General features: G+C 30.5%; 15 protein-coding genes. 9 read left to right on the forward strand and 6 right to left on the reverse strand.

Going from position 1 to position 17,952, the window contains the following annotated elements:
- Position 1: 1 nt before the first annotated feature.
- The 4 genes from AJN60_RS01205 to AJN60_RS01220 all read right to left on the reverse strand — a co-directional run bounded on the left by AJN60_RS01205 (position 2) and on the right by AJN60_RS01220 (position 6,627).
- Positions 2–2,164, reverse strand: a complete 2,163-nt coding sequence (locus AJN60_RS01205) for a flagellin N-terminal helical domain-containing protein (RefSeq protein ID WP_070285726.1) — start codon at positions 2,162–2,164, stop codon at positions 2–4.
- 58 nt (positions 2,165–2,222) lie between these two features.
- Positions 2,223–3,026 carry an undecaprenyl-diphosphate phosphatase gene (locus AJN60_RS01210; protein ID WP_070285727.1) on the reverse strand — a complete coding sequence of 268 codons (804 nt, stop codon included), beginning with the start codon at positions 3,024–3,026 and terminating at the stop codon, positions 2,223–2,225.
- Positions 3,027–3,099: 73 nt separating this feature from the next.
- Positions 3,100–5,097 (reverse strand): OPT family oligopeptide transporter, encoded by a 1,998-nt coding sequence (locus AJN60_RS01215; RefSeq protein ID WP_074470014.1) that lies wholly within the window; start codon positions 5,095–5,097, stop codon positions 3,100–3,102.
- 183 nt (positions 5,098–5,280) lie between these two features.
- Positions 5,281–6,627 carry a CitMHS family transporter gene (locus AJN60_RS01220; protein WP_070285728.1) on the reverse strand — a complete coding sequence of 449 codons (1,347 nt, stop codon included), beginning with the start codon at positions 6,625–6,627 and terminating at the stop codon, positions 5,281–5,283.
- A gap of 317 nt (positions 6,628–6,944) precedes the next feature.
- Between AJN60_RS01220 and AJN60_RS01225 the strand changes: the two genes are divergently transcribed.
- The 5 genes from AJN60_RS01225 to purF all read left to right on the forward strand — a co-directional run bounded on the left by AJN60_RS01225 (position 6,945) and on the right by purF (position 11,865).
- Positions 6,945–7,292: a hypothetical protein gene (locus AJN60_RS01225; protein WP_002851849.1), complete on the forward strand. Its 348-nt coding sequence runs from the start codon at positions 6,945–6,947 to the stop codon at positions 7,290–7,292.
- Positions 7,293–7,426: 134 nt separating this feature from the next.
- On the forward strand, positions 7,427–8,554 hold the full coding sequence (locus AJN60_RS01230; protein WP_070285729.1) for a hypothetical protein: 1,128 nt from the start codon (positions 7,427–7,429) through the stop codon (positions 8,552–8,554).
- Positions 8,554–9,735 carry a replication-associated recombination protein A gene (locus AJN60_RS01235; protein WP_070285730.1) on the forward strand — a complete coding sequence of 394 codons (1,182 nt, stop codon included), beginning with the start codon at positions 8,554–8,556 and terminating at the stop codon, positions 9,733–9,735. Before AJN60_RS01230 ends, AJN60_RS01235 begins: the two co-directional genes overlap by 1 nt.
- Before the next feature lie 62 nt (positions 9,736–9,797).
- A complete protein-coding gene (gene dapB / locus AJN60_RS01240; RefSeq protein ID WP_052802346.1) occupies positions 9,798–10,526 on the forward strand; it encodes a 4-hydroxy-tetrahydrodipicolinate reductase in 729 nt (242 codons plus the stop codon).
- A gap of 1 nt (position 10,527) precedes the next feature.
- Positions 10,528–11,865: an amidophosphoribosyltransferase gene (purF, locus tag AJN60_RS01245; RefSeq protein WP_002851896.1), complete on the forward strand. Its 1,338-nt coding sequence runs from the start codon at positions 10,528–10,530 to the stop codon at positions 11,863–11,865.
- A gap of 2 nt (positions 11,866–11,867) precedes the next feature.
- On the opposite strand, the gene fliI is transcribed toward purF, so the two are convergent.
- Both fliI and folE read right to left on the reverse strand, forming a co-directional pair.
- On the reverse strand, positions 11,868–13,253 hold the full coding sequence (gene fliI / locus AJN60_RS01250) for a flagellar protein export ATPase FliI (RefSeq protein ID WP_002854283.1): 1,386 nt from the start codon (positions 13,251–13,253) through the stop codon (positions 11,868–11,870).
- Positions 13,253–13,825, reverse strand: a complete 573-nt coding sequence (folE, locus tag AJN60_RS01255; RefSeq protein ID WP_070285731.1) for a GTP cyclohydrolase I FolE — start codon at positions 13,823–13,825, stop codon at positions 13,253–13,255. Before folE ends, fliI begins: the two co-directional genes overlap by 1 nt.
- A gap of 142 nt (positions 13,826–13,967) precedes the next feature.
- Between folE and tig the strand changes: the two genes are divergently transcribed.
- The 4 genes from tig to AJN60_RS01275 are packed head-to-tail and all read left to right on the forward strand — an operon-like array spanning position 13,968 to position 17,951.
- The gene (gene tig, locus AJN60_RS01260; protein WP_002870675.1) at positions 13,968–15,302 is read left to right on the forward strand and encodes a trigger factor; all 1,335 of its coding nucleotides are present in this window, start codon (positions 13,968–13,970) and stop codon (positions 15,300–15,302) included.
- A complete protein-coding gene (gene clpP / locus AJN60_RS01265; protein WP_002861003.1) occupies positions 15,302–15,886 on the forward strand; it encodes an ATP-dependent Clp endopeptidase proteolytic subunit ClpP in 585 nt (194 codons plus the stop codon). Before tig ends, clpP begins: the two co-directional genes overlap by 1 nt.
- 35 nt (positions 15,887–15,921) lie before the next feature.
- A complete protein-coding gene (gene def, locus AJN60_RS01270) occupies positions 15,922–16,449 on the forward strand; it encodes a peptide deformylase (protein WP_070285732.1) in 528 nt (175 codons plus the stop codon).
- On the forward strand, positions 16,446–17,951 hold the full coding sequence (locus AJN60_RS01275; protein ID WP_070285733.1) for a YifB family Mg chelatase-like AAA ATPase: 1,506 nt from the start codon (positions 16,446–16,448) through the stop codon (positions 17,949–17,951). The genes def and AJN60_RS01275 overlap by 4 nt, the downstream gene beginning before the upstream one ends.
- Position 17,952: the final 1 nt, after the last annotated feature.

Genomic DNA, 17,952 nt, shown 5'->3' on the forward strand with positions numbered 1-17,952 from the left:
ATTAAAATTTAAAAAGATTAAAAAAAATTTGTGATTTTAAAATATTTGCTTTATAAAGTGCATTTATATTACTTTGTGTAATTATAAACAACTTTGTATATTTAATGCTTTCATTAGCAAAATCAAGATCTTTAACATTTGAAGCCGAATTTAAAAGCGAAATTTCAGTTAAACTAATATTATTTATTGTTGCTTGAAGTTGATTTTGCACACTTCCGATATCTGACCTGATTTTATTAAGATCTTTAATAGCATTTTCACTTACATCCATTAAAGCCATAGCTTTTTTAAGACTTAAACCTTTGCCTTCCATTAAAATAGAATCAAAAATAGAACCATAAAAACCCATTGCATGTTCTTGTTCTAAACTTAAAGTCCCGGTCATTTCTTTTAAACTTACATTGGTCTGATAGAAGCCTTTTAAATCGGTGCTCATCCCAAGCAAACCATTTTGCTCTAAACCATCTTTATTAACGCTAATAGAAATATCAGAAGAACTAGACCCCACCAAAGATAAACGCCCATAATTTTCACATATAGTAGTCATTTTCGCTCCATCAGCTGTACGCTCTTTATTTCCACCAAAACCTAAACTATATGCATCACCTGAAGATCCTTCTGGTTTTGAACCTGTGCTAATTCCTTTTATAGTGCTTACGTTATCAGGCATATCAAAACACAATCTTACTTGACCTTGTTCATTTTCTTCTACAAAGGCTTTAATTCCTGTTTGAGCACTCATTCTATTGAAACACTCTGCTACATCATAAAGAGTATATATTCCATCTGCCTTACCTTCTAATTTAATATTTGGAGTATATCTAGGCTTATCTTCGCCATTATATAATACATACAAAGCTAAACTGGGTGGATTGTCTTCATCCGCAGGTCTTTTAATAAAAGCTTTAGATGAATCAACCCAGTCTCCTCTAACTGTTGTTAATGGTATGCCAAGTTTTGTTCTTACTTCATTACCACTAATTTGCAAAGACTTGCTTTCATCAAGAGGCACAAAAACAATATTCCCATTTTCAATTTTTGCCATTGCTTGTGTTTTATTGGTAATTTTATTAACATTTTTTATAAAATCAGTTATATTAGTTGCACCTTCAACAGCTTCTCCATTTATTATGATACCACCATCACTTGTTGCTTTAAATTTTTCTACCTCAGACACTACCCCTTGGACACTTCTTAAAGATGCTATACCAAATATACCATTAGAACTATCTTTTATAGTAATGCCTCTACCATCTAAAGATTTTAAATTCAAATATCCAAAAGCATCAACACTTGCCTCTACTCCTGTTTCATTTTTAATGGAATTTATAGCTTGAATTAAAGCTCCATTAGAATCTCCATTTTTTATTTCCAATCTTCCAATATTAATACCATTTATACTAAAATCATCCCCAGTATTTCCAGACTTAATTGTATTTGTCCCTTTGGTAATAACATTATAATACGCCCTAACTCCTGTTTTGTCACTTATTTTATTAATTTCATTTGCTAAACTACCAATTCCTTGATTTGTTTCACTACCTATTTCAATATTTGAAATAGTATATTCTTTACCATCTAACATAGAATTAATTTTTACATCAATATTTCCATAATTTCCAGCAATAATATTAGCACTAGTTTCAAAGCGCGTATTTCCTATTTTTTTTGAATTCGTAGAAAGAATACTTGATTGTATAACTTGATTAGAGGTAAATCCAATTTGAAATTTTTTATTGATGAAATTCCCATTAAGTAAACTCATGCCATTATAGTTTGTATTATTAGAAATTGCATCAAACTCTTCCAATAAATGATTAATATCTGACAATAGTATTGCCCTTGTTTTTGAAGTTTGGCCATCCTGAGCTGCTTGGGTTGATTTAGCTTTAATAATATCTAAAATTTTCAATTGCTCATCTATAGCTTTATCTGCAATTTGAAGTATCCCTATAGCATCATTTGCATTATTATTAGCTTGTTTTAAAGTATGTGCATAACTCAAAAGATTATTGCTAATAGACATTCCTGAAGCATCATCTTTAGAAGAGTTGATACGCAAACCAGAACCTAAACGCTCTAAGGATTGATGTAATTGTTGTTGATTTAAATTAGCTTGAGTATAAGCATTTAAAGCATTAACATTGGTATTAATTCTCAACACTAATCACCCTATATTTAAGAATATTTGAAAGTATACCATAGTTTTATTATTTTTATCTTTATAAGTTAAACTCATTTCCTATATTTAAAATCCCACTGTAATATAAATAAAAGAAAATAAGCCCCAAAATAATGCGATAAATTCCAAAAGAGATAAAATTAAATTTAGAAATAAATTTTAAGAAAAATTTTATAACTAAAACTGCAACAATAAAAGCAGTGATAAAACCTATGCTTAAAGGAATTAAAGAATTTGCGTTACTCAGTAATTCAGGCTCTTTATAAATACTATAAGCTGTAGCGATAATCATCGTTGGAATGGCAAGCAAAAAACTAAACTCAGCCGCAACTTTTCTATTAAATCCTAGCAAAAGTCCACCAATAATACTTGCTCCACTTCTTGAAGTTCCAGGAATCATGGCTAAAGATTGAAAAATACCTATACAAAAAGCTTGTTTAAAGCTTATTTCTTCTAAAGAATTGATACGATATTGTTTATTTTTGTGCGCAAGTTCTATAAGAATAAGCACAACACCACCAAAAATGAGCATTCCAACCACAACCCAACCATTAAATAAAGCATTTAAGTATTTTGCCACAAAAAGCCCTATAACTCCAGTAGGAAAAAATCCCACTGCAAGTTTTAACCAAATATCAAGCCCTTGAAACAATTTACGCCAAAATACAAAAATTACCGCCAAAATAGAACCAAGCTGGATAATAATCAAAAAACTTTTCCAAAACTCATCTATATCAATACCTAAAATAGTCGTACCTAAAATCATATGTCCTGTTGAAGAAACAGGTAAAAACTCAGTCAGACCTTCTATAATTCCAAGTATTAAAGCATATAAATTTTCCATTTTAATCCTTGAATGATAATTGCAAAAGAAAAATTATATCAGAATGGATTAAATGGGGTTTTAACCCCAAAAATTAAGCATCTTTTTTAACAATACGCTTAATGAAATATAATACAACTCCCACAAAAAAGATAAGTGCTAAAAGCTCGCTATCATGAAAATTTGTTAAATTTAAAGCTAAAGGATTTTCACTACCACCCATGCTTACTGAAAATACAGTAATTCCTGCGATAATTACCCCAAAAATACTTTCACCCACTATAAGCCCTGAAGCAAAAAGCGTGCCTCTTTGCTCACAACTTGCAAGTTTTTCTTCTTTATGAGAATTTTTTGCATATTTTTTAGTTAAGTATTGCATTACAATATATTTTAAAATTCCGCCTATAACTAAAGGTATATTTACAGCAGGTGGAAGGTAAATACCTATTCCAACGGCTAAAGGTGGCAAAGACATCTTCTGTGTTCTTCTTAAAATTTTATCTATAATAATCATTAAAATTCCTACAAATACACCAAAAGCCATATAACCCCACTCTATATTGTGATGAAAAATTCCTTGAGCGATAGTACTCATTAAATTCGCTTGCGGTGCTGCTAAAGCCGATGAAGCATCCATACCTTCTCTTGGCATTGCCCCAACAAAACCATAGGCTTGATAAAGCAAATTTAAAACAGGAACTATAGCCAAAGCACCAAAAACACAGCCTACAAGTAAAGCAACTTGTTGCTTCCAAGGAGTAGCTCCGACTAAATGCCCTGTCTTTAAATCTTGTAAATTGTCATTCGAAATAGCAGCTGTAGCCAAAATAACACTAGTAGTAAAAATAGCTAACGCTACTGCAAATTTAGAAAGCATAGGATCTTGAAAAAGTTCCACACCTAAAACCAAAAAAACAATAGAAGAAATAATAACACCAATAAGTCCGATTCCAGAAATAGGACTAGAAGAAGATCCTACAAGTCCTGCCATATATCCGCAAGCTGCTGCAACAAAAAAACCTATTAAAACAGAAACTAAAGTTCCAACAAATGAAAATAGCATTTGATAATAAATGCTTAAGTTAGCATCTTCAACAAAACTATAAAAAGTAATAAATAAACCCACAACCATTAAAACAAAAAGTATAAAAATACTTTTTAAAGAAAGATCTATATTTGTTCTTTCATTTTTTTCTTGATTAGTAATTTTAACATTTTTAACAATTTCTTTAATACCTTCAATAACGGGTTTTAAAAGTTCTATTAAAGTCCAAAGCGCTGCTATAGCAATAGCTCCTGTTCCTATAAGCCTTACTTTAGAACTCCATACACTAGAAGCTAAATCTACGGCATTTTTTGCACTATCGAATTCAAAATTTGAAAGATAAGGAGTAAAAATACCCCAAGCTAAAAACATACCTACAAAAAGAGCTATAGCACCTGCTAAACCGACTAAATAACCTGCTCCTAAAAGTGCCAAAGAATATCCCATAGAAAAACCAAAAGCCATTTTATTCCAAATGAAAGCAAAATTACTCTCACTTGCAGTGAGTTTAAAACCATTGCTTAATAAACTAAAAATAGCAGCTATAAAAGAGCCTAATGCTATTTCTTTAATACCTTGTTTTCCTTTTTTATTACTCTGATCTTTATTGGCTACTTTTAAAATTTCAGCTGCGGCCCTACCTTCAGGATAAGCAAGTTTGCTTTCAACTACCATAGCCCTTCTTAATGGTATAGTAAAAAGCACTCCAAGTCCACCACCACAAAGACATATCATAAAAGTTTGCCAAAGTGGAAATTCACTCCAATACCCACACATAAAAAGTCCTGGGATAACAAAAATAACTGATGATAAAGTTCCTGCTGCTGAAGCTTGAGTTTGAACCATATTATTTTCTAAAATATTTGAAGTCTTAAAAAGACTCAAAACCGCCATGGAGATGACCACAGCTGGAATTGATGATGAAAAAGTAAGTCCCACTTTTAACCCCAAATATACATTTGAAGCTGTAAAAATAATAGTTAAAATACTTCCCAAAATCAAACCCCTTAAGGTAAGTTCTGGTAAATTTTGTTTTTTGTACATCATTTCTCCGTTTTAAAATTTACTTTCAACGTTAAAAAATATTCTTATAAGTTTAAATTTATAATTTTTCTCTAAAGCAAAATAAAATAATACAAAAAAACGCTTATATTTTTATAAATTTTTGACTCAAAAATATCATAAAACAATGAACCAATCATTGAAAAATCAAAAGTTTTTTTATTTTAATTATATTATCCCAGCTACCTCAGCAAAAATCAAGCAAATAATACTTATACCCCATATATAAAAAAAGCTTCTTTTGATATGATCTTTAATATTAACCTCTGCTAAACCGCAACCTAGCAAAGTTGCAGGCACAACAGGAGAAATAAATGTCGCACAATTTCTTGCTATCACCATGATAATAGCTATAGTCAAAGGTTCAGCGCCAAAAGCCTTAGTTACACTCAAAACTATAGGCATCACTCCATAAAAATAAGAATCTGTACAAAAAATAATTGCCATTGGAACAGCTAATATCCCTACCATCAAAGGAATATAAGCGCCTAAATAATCTGGAACAAAATTTAAAATCAAAACACCCATTTTCTCCATAATACCACTTTTATCAAATACGCCTATTAATATCCCAGCACCAATTAAAGTAATATACATAAGCATTGCACCAGCACTTGCACGATCTAAAACTTTTTTAGCTATTTTTAAATTAGGATAATTAAGCGGTAAAATTATTGCAAGTCCTATCATAAAGCAAATATAACTAGGAAAAATACCACTAATTAAAAGCCCAATAACCCCAATAGCTACAAGTAAATTTAACCAAAACCATTTTTCATTATGGTGTTCGCTTTTTTCTATATTTAAATTTATTCCCGACAAGTTACCTGCGCCTGCACCTCTTTTTATTTCTATCTTAGCAATCCAAATTGCCAAAAGAAGGGATAATACCAAACCTACAATCTGAATAGGTATAATATGGTGCCAAAGCAAATTTGCATCCATTCCTATATTAGTAGCCGCTCTTAAAGTAGGACCACCCCAAGGAATAACATTCATAACCCCCATAGCCGAAGTAATAATCAATAACATTGAAGTCTTTCTTATACCTAGACGCTCATAAATAGGTAATAATGCAGGTATTCCAATAAGAAAAGTAGAAGCACCTGAACCATCTAAATGCACAGCAGCAGCAATAAAAACAGTAAGAATGCAAACTTGATATACATTAGCTTTCATTTTTGATAAAAATGCATTTAAAATTTTAGTAAAAAAACCACTTGCATTTAAAACACTAAAAAAGAGTATAGAAAAAACAAACAAAGCTGCCGTATCCGTTACGCTTTTGACTCCATCTTTAATAAAAGCAACCAATGTTTTAATATCAAAAACACCTCCTTTAACCCCTAAAGCTGCACCCACGCCAAAACCAAGTTGCTCAAGAATAAGTAAAATACAAGCTACACTAATACTTACACTTATAAAAGCTAATGCTGGAGTAGTATAATCTTTTAGCAAAAGCCAAACTATCAATCCTAATGAGAAAAAACCCAATAAAGCTAAAAAAATTTCCATATCCTATCCTTTTGTATCATTTTTATTCGATAATAAAATAGGATATTTTAAGTCCAACTTATATGTGTTTAAATTTATAGCTTTTTGGAAAAAATATATTTTTTAATGTAACCATTTTAAACAAGAATAAAAAAATAATTTTTAATTATTTTTGATAAAGTATTCACTCTTTTAAATTTACAACTAGAAGTAACGATAGTCAAAATATAATAAGTTGCATAATATTATCAAAACTAAAAAGTCAAAATTTTAACTTCACATTCACTTCACTTAAAAAGTTTATAATGTTATCACTTTACATTGAAGGAGAAATAATTATGAAAAAAAGTATTTTATTCGCATCAGCACTTTTAGCTAGCTCAATGCTTTTTGCAGATAGTCTAAAACTTGAAGGTACTATTGCACAAATTTATGATAACAATAAAACCTTGCTTATTGACTCTATTTATGGCGGACAAATGGCTATAAAAGTTCTACCAAATACCGAAATAGAAATGGATGATTGTGGTATTTTTGGAACAGATAAAGATGGAACTTTTAAAGATTTACAGGTTGGAAATTTTTTAGAAAGTAAAATTTCTTATGGAACACCTGCTACGCCAAATACTCAGGCTATTCCAGTAGCTAGAAAAATTGAAATTCAATGTTATAAAAAAGCTTATTAATATAAATCCCTTAACAAGGGATTTATAAAAATCATTCTTTACTAAACTACTTCATCACTCTTAAATAAAAATTTAAACTCTTTTTTAACAAGCAATTTATAAAATAACACTTATATTTTCATCTAAGGCAAATAATGAAAAAATGGATTTTTATTGTTTTTTGTTTTATATTAGGTTTTATTATTCATATATTTTATATAGGATACACTAACGAACTTTTATTTAATAAATTTATTAAAAACAGCAATCCTGATTATACAATTACAGATATTTACTTCAAAAAAGGTTTTTTAACCTCTAAAGGAAGTTTTACTTTAAATCACTCTCATACACAGCTTTCAACCAAAATCAACCTTAAATTTAATAATTATTTTTTCTTAAATAAAATTATAAAAGGAAATTTTATAAATCCTTTTGATTTTTTAGATGAAGTGTTAAAAAACAATAAATTAGGAACTTTTACTCTCAAATTACACGATAACAACCCTAAAATATTTCTAAATATTAAAGATATAAATTTAAGCAATGAAGGCGGAGATACCATAATAAACGGCGGATATATTGAAGCTTTAATGAATAAAAATTTAGAAATTAAAAACATTAAAATACATTTTGATATGATTGATTTTTCTCAATTTTATACTAAATTTGTATTGCAAAATTTAAATTACGAACAATTTTTTAACAATCCTGTACAATTTTATGAGTTAAATTTATTTAGCGATAGCCAACAAGAGATCAACTTTGATTATCTTGTTCTAAATAATAATAAAATCAATTCTTTTTATAGCAAAAACCAAGTAAATTTTAATGAAGAAAATTCAACAATAAACTTAAACATACAAGGAAAATCTAATGAAATTGATATTGATCTTAAATCTTTATTGGGTCAAAATTTGAATTTTGACAAAACAAAATTTAACATAACCATAAATAAATTTCTTAACTCAAATTTCAATATCTCTCATTTTATTCAAAAAAATCTTGATCTAAAAATACAAAATTTAATTCTTGAAAAAAATCAACAAAATATCAGTCTACAAGGCAATTTAAATATTAACAACTCTTATCAAGCAAAATTACAAGTTATCAGTTCAGATGAGCCTGATGAAATTTTTCCTTGGACAAAAGATTATGGAGGTTTAAATCAATATTTTTTAAAAGAAAATAATAACTTTTTTCTAAATTTATCTTATGATAGCTTAGCCAATCCTCAACTAAAAATTAATGGTAGTGAATTTTCAAATATGGATTTAAATTAATGAGCCTAGCTTTGACCTTTCGCCCTGAAAATTTTGATGATATTTTAGGACAATATGAGCTTATAGAAATTTTCAAAAAATTTACTGCTTTACAAAAACTTCCTCATAGTATTTTTTTTGGAACGGCAGGTTCTGGAAAAACAACTTTTGCTAGAGTTGTAGCCAAAGAATTTGGCTTAGATTTTTATGAATTTGATGGAGGAAATTTTAAACTCGAAGAACTAAGAAAAATTTTAGATAATTATAAAAATAGTCTTTATAAGCCTTTAATTTTTATTGATGAAATTCACCGCCTTAGCAAAACCCAACAAGAAATGCTTTTAATTCCTATGGAAAATTACCGTTTAATTTTAATCGGCGCAAGCACTGAAAATCCCTATTTTGTTTTAAGTTCTGGCATAAGAAGTCGTTCCATGCTTTTCGAATTTAAATCTTTAGGGGTAAAGGAACTTGAAACTTTACTTTTGCGTGTACAAGAAAAAATGAAATTTAGTATTGATAAAGAAGCTAAAGATTTTCTACTTAAAAGTGCTGATGCAAGAGCTATGCTAAATTTGCTTGAATTTGTCTTGGTTTTAGATGAAAAACATATCAGTCTTGAAAATCTTAAAAAACTTCGCAACACCATAAATAGTGAAGGTGTTAGCTCAAAAGATACACATTATATTTTAGCAAGTGCAATGATAAAAAGTTTACGCGGAAGTGACGTTGATGCAGCTATTTATTATCTTGCAAGACTTATTGATGCAGGAGAAAGTGCGGATTTTATCGCTAGGCGTTTGGTGATTTTTTCAAGTGAAGATGTCGGAAATGCCGATCCAAATGCTTTAAATTTAGCAGTTTCGACTCTGGAAGCTGTTAAAAATATAGGTTATCCTGAAGCAAGAATTATCCTAGCCCAATGCGTAGTTTATTTAGCAAGCACAATCAAATCTAATGCAAGCTACAAAGCTATCAATGAAGCTTCAAACTATGTAAAAAATAATGAAGCTTTAGAAATACCTAATTATCTTAACAACAATCATCAAGAAAAACAAGACTATCTTTATCCACATGATTTTGGTGGCTGGGTAGAACAAAAATATCTTAGTAAAAATTTAAAATTTTATCATAGCAAGGGCTTAGGAGAAGAAGCAAAATTGTTAGATAATTTATATAAATTAAAAAATTATAAAGCTTAATTTTATTATTTAAAATTTACAAAATAAATGCTAAAATCAATATTTTATTTTCAAGGAAAAAGATGATTAAAATAGGAATTTATGGCGCTAAAGGACGCATGGGAAAACAAATTGAAGAATGTTTAAAAAGCGAAACGCAAGCACAAATTTCGATACTTTATGATAAGGGTGGAAATTTAGAAGAGCTTTTTGAAAAAAGCGATGTGATTATTGATTTTTCTTCCCCAAGTGGAACTCATGAGCTTTTAAATTATGCAAGAACTATGCCTAAACCTTTGGTAATAGGTACAACAGGACTTGATGAGAAAATTTTACATTTGATGCAAAGTGCTAGTGAAGTGATGCCGATTTTTTATGCGACCAATATGTCTTTAGGTGTTGCAGTTTTAAACTATCTTGCTAGTAAAGCGAGTCAAATGCTAAGAAATTTTGATATAGAAATTTTAGAAATGCATCATCGCCATAAAAAAGATGCCCCAAGTGGTACAGCTATGACTTTAGCCCAAAGTGTAGCAAAAGCTAGAAATTTAGAACTTGAAAAAGTAAGAGTAAGTGGAAGAGATGGCATTATAGGTGAAAGAAGCAAAGATGAGATTGCCGTGATGAGTTTAAGGGGTGGCGATATAGTAGGACGCCATACAGTAGGTTTTTATGAAGATGGAGAATTTTTAGAACTTAATCATACCGCTACTTCAAGGGCGACTTTTGCTAAAGGTGCGATTAAAATCGCTATTTGGCTTAGTAAGCAAGAAGCAAAAATGTATTCAATCAATGATTTTTTAGGAATTTAAAATGTGTGCAGTTGTAGGAGTTATCAATTCAAAAAATGCTAGCACTTATGCGTATTATGCGCTTTTTGCTATGCAACACCGTGGGCAAGAGGCAAGTGGTATTAGTGTGAGTAATGGTAAAAATATTAAGACTATTAAAGCTAAAGGTGAAGTGAGTCAAATTTTTAATCCTGATAATCTAAAAACTTTAGAAGGTGAAATCGCTATAGGGCATAATCGCTATTCTACAGCAGGAAATTCAAGTTTAAATGACGCTCAGCCCATAGCAGCTACTTCGGTTTTAGGTGATATTGCTTTAGCGCATAATGGAAATTTAGTTAATAAAGAAGAAGTAAGATCAAGACTTATTCAAGATGGGGCTATTTTTCAAACCAATATGGATACAGAAAATGTTGTCCATCTTATCGCAAGAAGTAAGCAAGAAAGTCTAAAAGATAGATTTATTGAGAGTTTAAAAGAATGTATAGGGGCTTATTGTTTTGTTTTAGCAAGCAAAGATAAACTTTATGTTGTAAGAGATCCTCATGGAGTACGTCCTTTATCTTTAGGACGTTTAAAAGATGGAGGCTATATAGTTGCTAGTGAAACTTGTGCTTTTGATCTTATAGAGGCTGAATTTATTCGTGATGTTAAACCAGGGGAAATGCTTATTTTTACTCAAGGAAATGATAAATTTGAAAGTATAGAACTTTTTTCTCAAACTCCTAGAATTTGTGCTTTTGAATACATTTATTTTGCTAGACCTGATAGCATAGTAGAAGGTAAAAGCGTGTATGAAGTGCGTAAAAAAATGGGCGAAGCTTTAGCTAAAAAATTTGCTTATAAAGCAGACTTTGTCGTGCCTGTGCCAGATAGTGGAGTAAGTGCAGCTATAGGTTTTGCGCAATATTTACAAATCCCTCTTGAAATGGCAATAGTAAGAAATCATTATGTAGGAAGAACTTTTATAGAGCCAACTCAAGAGCTTAGAAATTTAAAAGTAAAACTAAAGCTTAACCCTATGCGTAAAGTTTTAGAAGGCAAAGAAATCGTAGTCATTGATGATAGTTTGGTGCGTGGCACTACTTCTAAAAAAATCATTTCTTTACTGCGTGCTGCAGGAGCGAGCAAAATCCATCTTGCCATAGCTTGTCCTGAGATCAAATTTCCTGATACTTATGGTATAGATACTCCAACTTTTGAAGAACTTATCAGTGCAAATAAAAATGCTGAAGAAGTACGTGAATATGTAGAAGCTGATACGCTAAGTTTTTTAAGCATAGAAGAATTAACTCAAAGTATAGGCGATGAAAGGAAATATTCTTTAATCAGTTTTGATGGAGATTATTTTATTAAATAATTTTATTTTAAATTAGGATTAGGCAAGGTTGCACTTGCACTTCCTACATTTATATTTTGAGTTGGTGGCAAAGGAGTATTTGGTGTATCAATTTGACTTAAAAGCTCTAAAGTTTGATTAAATTCGAAGCTTTCTTCAGGATTTTGTCCTAAGAATTTTTGCATAAATTCTTTTTTAGAAATAGCTTCATCAAGTTCTTTATCACTTCCTTTTTGATAAGCACCGATGCGAAGCAATACTTCATTTTCTTTTAAAAGCGAGTTTAAACGCTTAAATTTTCTTGCCCAAAGTTTATGCTCAGGACTTATAATGTCACTCATTACCCTTGAAGCAGAGTTTTGTATATTAATAGGAGGATAAATTCCAAAGTCTGTTAATTCACGACTTAAAACAATATGTCCATCTAAGATAGAACGACTTTGATCGGCGATTGGATCACTCATATCATCGCCATCCACCAAAACGGTAAAAAAGGCCGTTATAGTGCCTTTACCTTCTTCTTTACCCGTTCTTTCCATGAGTTGAGGCAAAAGACTTAAAACACTTGGTGGATAACCTTTGGTTGTAGGAGGCTCCCCAAGAGCTAGTCCTATTTCTCTTTGCGCCATAGCAAAACGTGTTACACTATCCATGATAAAAAGTACATCTTTACCTTGTTCTTTAAAGTACTCTGCCACACTCATTGCGCAAAAAGCACCGTATTTACGCATCAAAGCACTATCATCACTTGTAGCAACAATAATCACTGTATCATCGAGCTTTCCACCTAAATTTTTTTGTATAAATTCAGGAATTTCACGCCCCCTTTCTCCTATGAGTGCCACTACCTTTATAGGAGCTTTGGAATTTTTAACTATCATTCCCATAAGAGTGGATTTTCCTACTCCGCTTCCTGCAAAAATACCAAGTTTTTGCCCTACACCACAAGTTAAAAGCGCGTCTATGGTTTTAACACCCACGGGAAAAACTTCTTCTATAAGCCCTCTTTTCATCGCATCAATAGGTGCACGCATTATAGGCATATATTTACTTACTTCTATAGCTCCTTTACCATCTTTTGGACGCATAAAAGGATCTACTACTCTGCCTAAAAGTTCATCGCTAACGCCTATTTGCATACCTGCATCACTTATGAAAGCACGATCACCTATTTTAAAACCTTCTATAAAAGAAAATGGGCTTAAATAGCTAAATTGTTCTTTGATTTCTACAACCATAGCTAGAGTGTTTAAATTTTCATTTTCATTGGAAACTAGCTTTACTATATCTCCAACCCCTGTTTTAAGCCCACGAATTTCTATACTCGTAGCAGAAATTTTTGTAATCTCTCCAAAGATAGCACTTAAATTTTCTTTACCAAGTTTGGAGCGTAGTTTTTCAAGATTCATTAAAATCTTACCTGTTTAGCAGAGTTTATGAGAGAAAAAAATTCCTCTCTGGTTTTTTCATTTTTTAAGAAAATTCCGCGCAAAGCTGAAGTTGTAGTGGTGGAATTAGCTTTTTGCACTCCACGCATTTCAACACACATATGTCTTGCTTCTATGACTACGCCAACACCTTTAGCATCGACATTTTCCATTAAAGCTTGTGCAATTTGTTCGGTGAGTTGTTCTTGAATTTGAAGTCTTCTTGCAAACACCTCTACAAGGCGTGGAATTTTGCTTAAACCTACTACTTTTTTATTAGGGATATAGGCTACATGAGCACGCCCAAAAAAAGGTAAAAGATGATGTTCGCAAAGACTATAAAATTCTATATCACGCACCAAAACCATTTCATTATTAGAGCTTTCAAATAAAGCATCATTTAAAATGTCTTTGACATTTTGCGTATAACCACTAGTAAGAAATTTATAAGCTTTAAAAACACGATTTGGTGTTTTAATAAGCCCTTCACGATTTGGATTTTCTCCTATAATTTCAAGCATAGTTTTAACACAATCTTCAAATTTTTTTTGCAAATTTTTCTCCAAAAATATTTTTATATTTTAATAATAATGTAATATTGCAATTTTATCATAAATTACTTTAAAATTTTATGCAAGTAATAAGGAAAAATTTGCTATCATTGAAAGCAAATTTTATTTTATAAGGAAAAAAACTATGGAAGTAAAGGCAAAGCAACTAGATTCTGTTAATGCGACTGCTAGTGTAAAAATTCCTTCAGGAATGATCAAAAGTGAAGTAGAAAATTTAGCAAAAAAAGCTTCTAAAAGTGTAAAAATGGATGGGTTTAGACCAGGAAAAGTTCCTGTAAGTGCTGTACTTAAAAGATATGAAAGAGAACTCACTCAAGACGCGGAACAAAATCTTTTTAAATCTGCTGTAAATAGTGCTTTACAAGAACTTAAAAAAGAAAGTAAAGAGCTTGTAGGTGAGCCATATTTTGAAAAATTTGATCGTAAAGATGGAGAAATTATTGCTGAGTTAATACTTTCTTTTAAACCTGAAATCAAACTTGAGGGTTATGAAAAACTCATTCCTGAATACCAAACTCCAAAAGTAGGTAAAAAAGAAATTGATGAGAAAAAAGATGAACTTTTAAAGCGTTTTGCTACTCCTGAAGCTATAAAAACAAAAAGAGCTTTAAAAGAAGGTGATTTTGCAAAATTTGATTTTGAAGGTTTTGTAGATGATAAAGCTTTTGAAGGTGGTAAAGCTGAAAATTATGTTTTAGAAATTGGTTCTAAGCAATTTATTCCAGGTTTTGAAGATGGTATGGTAGGAATGAAAATAGGTGAAGAAAAAGATATCAAAGTAACTTTCCCTAAAGAATACGGTGCAGCGCATTTAGCGGGTAAAGATGCCGTATTTAAAGTAAAACTACATGAAATTCAAGAGCTTAAAATTCCAGAACTTGATGAAGAAATGCTTAAAAAACTTTTACCAGGAGAAGAAAAAGCTAGTGTTGAAGTTTTAGATGAAAAATTAAAAGAGCAAATCAAAAATGAAAAGCTTTTTAAACTTGTAAATGACGAATTAAAAGGTAAATTTGCAGATGCTTTGATTGAAAAATATAATTTTGATTTACCTAAAGGCATAGTAGAACAAGAAACTGATATGCAAATGCGTGCAGCTTTTAATACTTTTAGTGAAAAAGAAATCGAAGAGCTTAAAGCAAGTAAAGAAAAATACCAAGAAAAACGTGATTCTTTTAAAGAAGAAGCGCAAAAAAGTGTAAAACTTACTTTTATTATTGATGAGCTTGCAAAATTACGTAAGATTGAGGTAAATGATCAAGAATTGATTCAAGCGATTTATTTTGAAGCATATCGCTATGGTATGAATCCAAAAGAGCATTTAGAAAACTATAAAAAACAAGGAGCTTTACCTGCTGTGAAAATGGCTTTGATTGAAGAAAAACTTTTTAATGATATTTTTATGCCAAAAACAGAAAAATCGGAAAAAGCGAGCAAAAAAGAGAAAGAAGATAAATAATGTTTATTCCTTATGTTATTGAAAAATCTAGTCGTGGTGAAAGAAGTTATGACATTTATTCACGCCTTTTAAAAGATAGAATTATTATGCTAAGTGGCGAAATTCATGATGAACTTGCTGCTTCTATCGTAGCACAACTTCTTTTTTTAGAAGCTGAAGATCCTACAAAAGATATTTATCTTTATATTAATTCTCCAGGCGGTGTCATTACAAGTGGTTTTAGTATTTATGATACTATGAACTATATCAAACCTGATGTTTGTACGATTTGCATAGGACAAGCTGCTTCTATGGGAGCATTTTTGCTTAGTTGTGGCGCAGAAGGAAAGCGTTTTGCTTTGCCTAATTCACGCATTATGATTCATCAACCTTTAGGTGGAGCTAGAGGTCAAGCCACAGATATTGAAATTCAAGCTAAAGAAATTTTAAGACTTAAAACTATACTTAATGATATTTTGGCAAAAAATACTAAGCAAAAAGTTACAAAAATAGCAAAAGATACAGAAAGAGATTTTTTCATGTCAGCACAAGAAGCTAAAGAATATGGACTGATTGATAAGGTTTTGGAAAAAAGTTTTAAATGATTTCTTTGGAGATCATTTAAAACAAAGGTTTTTTAATGGTTAGAAAAATTATCACTTATCCTAATCCTAGACTTTTTTTAAACTCTGAAATTGTAAATAAATTTGATTCAGAACTTCACACCTTGCTTGATGATATGTATGAAACTATGATAGCAAGTAATGGAGTAGGTTTAGCAGCTATTCAAGTGGATATTCCTTTGCGTGCTTTACTTGTGAATATTTTTGATGAAAATGATGAACAAAAAAAAGAAGATTTGCTAGAGATTATTAATCCTGAAATTATTCCTTTAGATGAAGAAATGATCACTTGCACAGAAGGGTGTTTGAGTGTGCCAGATTTTTTCGAAGAAGTAAAACGCTATAATCATATCTTACTTAAATATCAAGATCGCTTTGGAGAATTTAAAGAACTTGAAGCAAAAGGTTTTTTAGCTGTGGCCATTCAACACGAAAATGATCATTTAAATGGACATTTATTTATAGAAAAAATTTCTTTTGTTAAGCGTCAAAAATTCGATAAAGAATTTAAGAAAAAGAAGAAAAATCATAAAAAAGAGAAATGAAAAAACTAAAGTGCATAAGCTTTCATGAAGGCTTAGACATTATAGAAGTAGAATCCACTTTTACAAGAGGTTTGCCAAATTTAAGCATAGTAGGACTTGCAAGTGTAGCGATTAAGGAAAGTATCGAACGCATCAAAGCCACGCTTTTAAGTTGTGATTTTGCTTTTCCTGCTAAAAAAATTACTATCAATCTTAGTCCTTCAGGCATCCCAAAAAAGGGATCTCATTTTGATTTGGCCATTGCTTTATTAATCCTTTTGCAAAATGAAGAATTAGATGACTTTTTTGTAGTAGGAGAATTAGGACTTGATGGAAGTATTAAAAGCACTAACGAGCTTTTTTCTTTGCTTTTGTTTCTCTCTGCTAAAATTAAAAAAGCTAAAATCGTTGTTCCAAAAAGCATAGCTCAAAAAGCTTCCATGATACCAAATTTGGAGGTTTATGGACTTGAAAATTTAAATGAAGCAATAGAGTTTTTTAAAGAAAAAAATTATGAAAATTTTCACTTCTCGCACAATCATCCTTTATTTACAAACCCTTTGCAAATAGAAAATGAAATTTTTTTACAAAATATGGATTTTAAACTTGATTTTAAAGACATCAAAGGGCAGGAAAAAGCTAAAAAAGCTTGTATGATAGCTGCTTTAGGTATGCATAATATCTTATTTGAAGGAAGTCCAGGAAGTGGTAAAAGTATGTGTGCTAAACGCCTTGTTTATATCATGCCTCCTCAAAGTTTAAGTGAAATTTTAATGCAAAATGCTTATATGTCTTTAGATTCAAAAGATTGTGAATTTACTAAAATTCGTGCTTTTCGTCATCCTCATCATACTTCTACAAGAGCAAGTATTTTTGGCGGAGGAACAAAAAATGCTAGAATTGGAGAAGTCGCACTTGCAAATGGTGGAGTATTGTTTTTTGATGAATTTCCACATTTTAACAAGCAAATCATAGAGAGTTTAAGAGAGCCTTTAGAGGATCATAAAATTCATATTTCAAGAGTAAATTCTAAAATCACTTATGAAACAAAATTTAGCTTTATAGCTGCCCAAAATCCTTGTCCTTGCGGAAATTTATTTTCTAAAAATCTTTCTTGTGTTTGTAGTGAAAATGAGATTAAAAAATACAAAAATCACATTTCAGCTCCTATTATGGATAGGATTGATCTTTATGTAGCTATGGATGAGATCAGCAAGGATGATAAAACAAGTATAAGTTCTAAAGAAATGAGTGAAAAAATTTTACAAGCTTTTATTTTTGGTAAAAAACGGGGGCAAAAAGAATTTAATGGGAAATTAAAAGATGAAGATTTAAGTCGTTTTTGTGTATTGGAAAAAGATGCCAAAGATACACTAGATTTAGCAATTTCACGTTATAATCTTTCTTTGCGATCACTCAATAAAATTTTAAAAGTTTCAAGAAGTATAGCGGATTTAGAACAAAGTCTTAATATTAACAAAACCCATATTTTAGAAGCTTTAAGCTTTAGAGCAAGGAATTAAA

This window comes from Campylobacter sp. BCW_4323 (assembly GCF_001763115.1).
GTDB classification, from domain to species: domain Bacteria; phylum Campylobacterota; class Campylobacteria; order Campylobacterales; family Campylobacteraceae; genus Campylobacter_D; species Campylobacter_D jejuni.

Excerpts from the sequence above, each read along its gene's own strand:
- AJN60_RS01210 (WP_070285727.1), bottom strand. The coding sequence starts at position 3,026 with ATGGAAAATTTATATGCTTTAATACTTGGAATTATAGAAGGTCTGACT.
- AJN60_RS01215 (WP_074470014.1), bottom strand. The coding sequence starts at position 5,097 with ATGATGTACAAAAAACAAAATTTACCAGAACTTACCTTAAGGGGTTTG.
- AJN60_RS01220 (WP_070285728.1), bottom strand. The coding sequence starts at position 6,627 with ATGGAAATTTTTTTAGCTTTATTGGGTTTTTTCTCATTAGGATTGATA.
- AJN60_RS01225 (WP_002851849.1), top strand. The coding sequence starts at position 6,945 with ATGAAAAAAAGTATTTTATTCGCATCAGCACTTTTAGCTAGCTCAATG.
- AJN60_RS01230 (WP_070285729.1), top strand. The coding sequence starts at position 7,427 with ATGAAAAAATGGATTTTTATTGTTTTTTGTTTTATATTAGGTTTTATT.
- AJN60_RS01235 (WP_070285730.1), top strand. The coding sequence starts at position 8,554 with ATGAGCCTAGCTTTGACCTTTCGCCCTGAAAATTTTGATGATATTTTA.
- dapB (WP_052802346.1), top strand. The coding sequence starts at position 9,798 with ATGATTAAAATAGGAATTTATGGCGCTAAAGGACGCATGGGAAAACAA.
- purF (WP_002851896.1), top strand. The coding sequence starts at position 10,528 with ATGTGTGCAGTTGTAGGAGTTATCAATTCAAAAAATGCTAGCACTTAT.
- fliI (WP_002854283.1), bottom strand. The coding sequence starts at position 13,253 with ATGAATCTTGAAAAACTACGCTCCAAACTTGGTAAAGAAAATTTAAGT.
- tig (WP_002870675.1), top strand. The coding sequence starts at position 13,968 with ATGGAAGTAAAGGCAAAGCAACTAGATTCTGTTAATGCGACTGCTAGT.
- clpP (WP_002861003.1), top strand. The coding sequence starts at position 15,302 with ATGTTTATTCCTTATGTTATTGAAAAATCTAGTCGTGGTGAAAGAAGT.
- def (WP_070285732.1), top strand. The coding sequence starts at position 15,922 with ATGGTTAGAAAAATTATCACTTATCCTAATCCTAGACTTTTTTTAAAC.
- AJN60_RS01275 (WP_070285733.1), top strand. The coding sequence starts at position 16,446 with ATGAAAAAACTAAAGTGCATAAGCTTTCATGAAGGCTTAGACATTATA.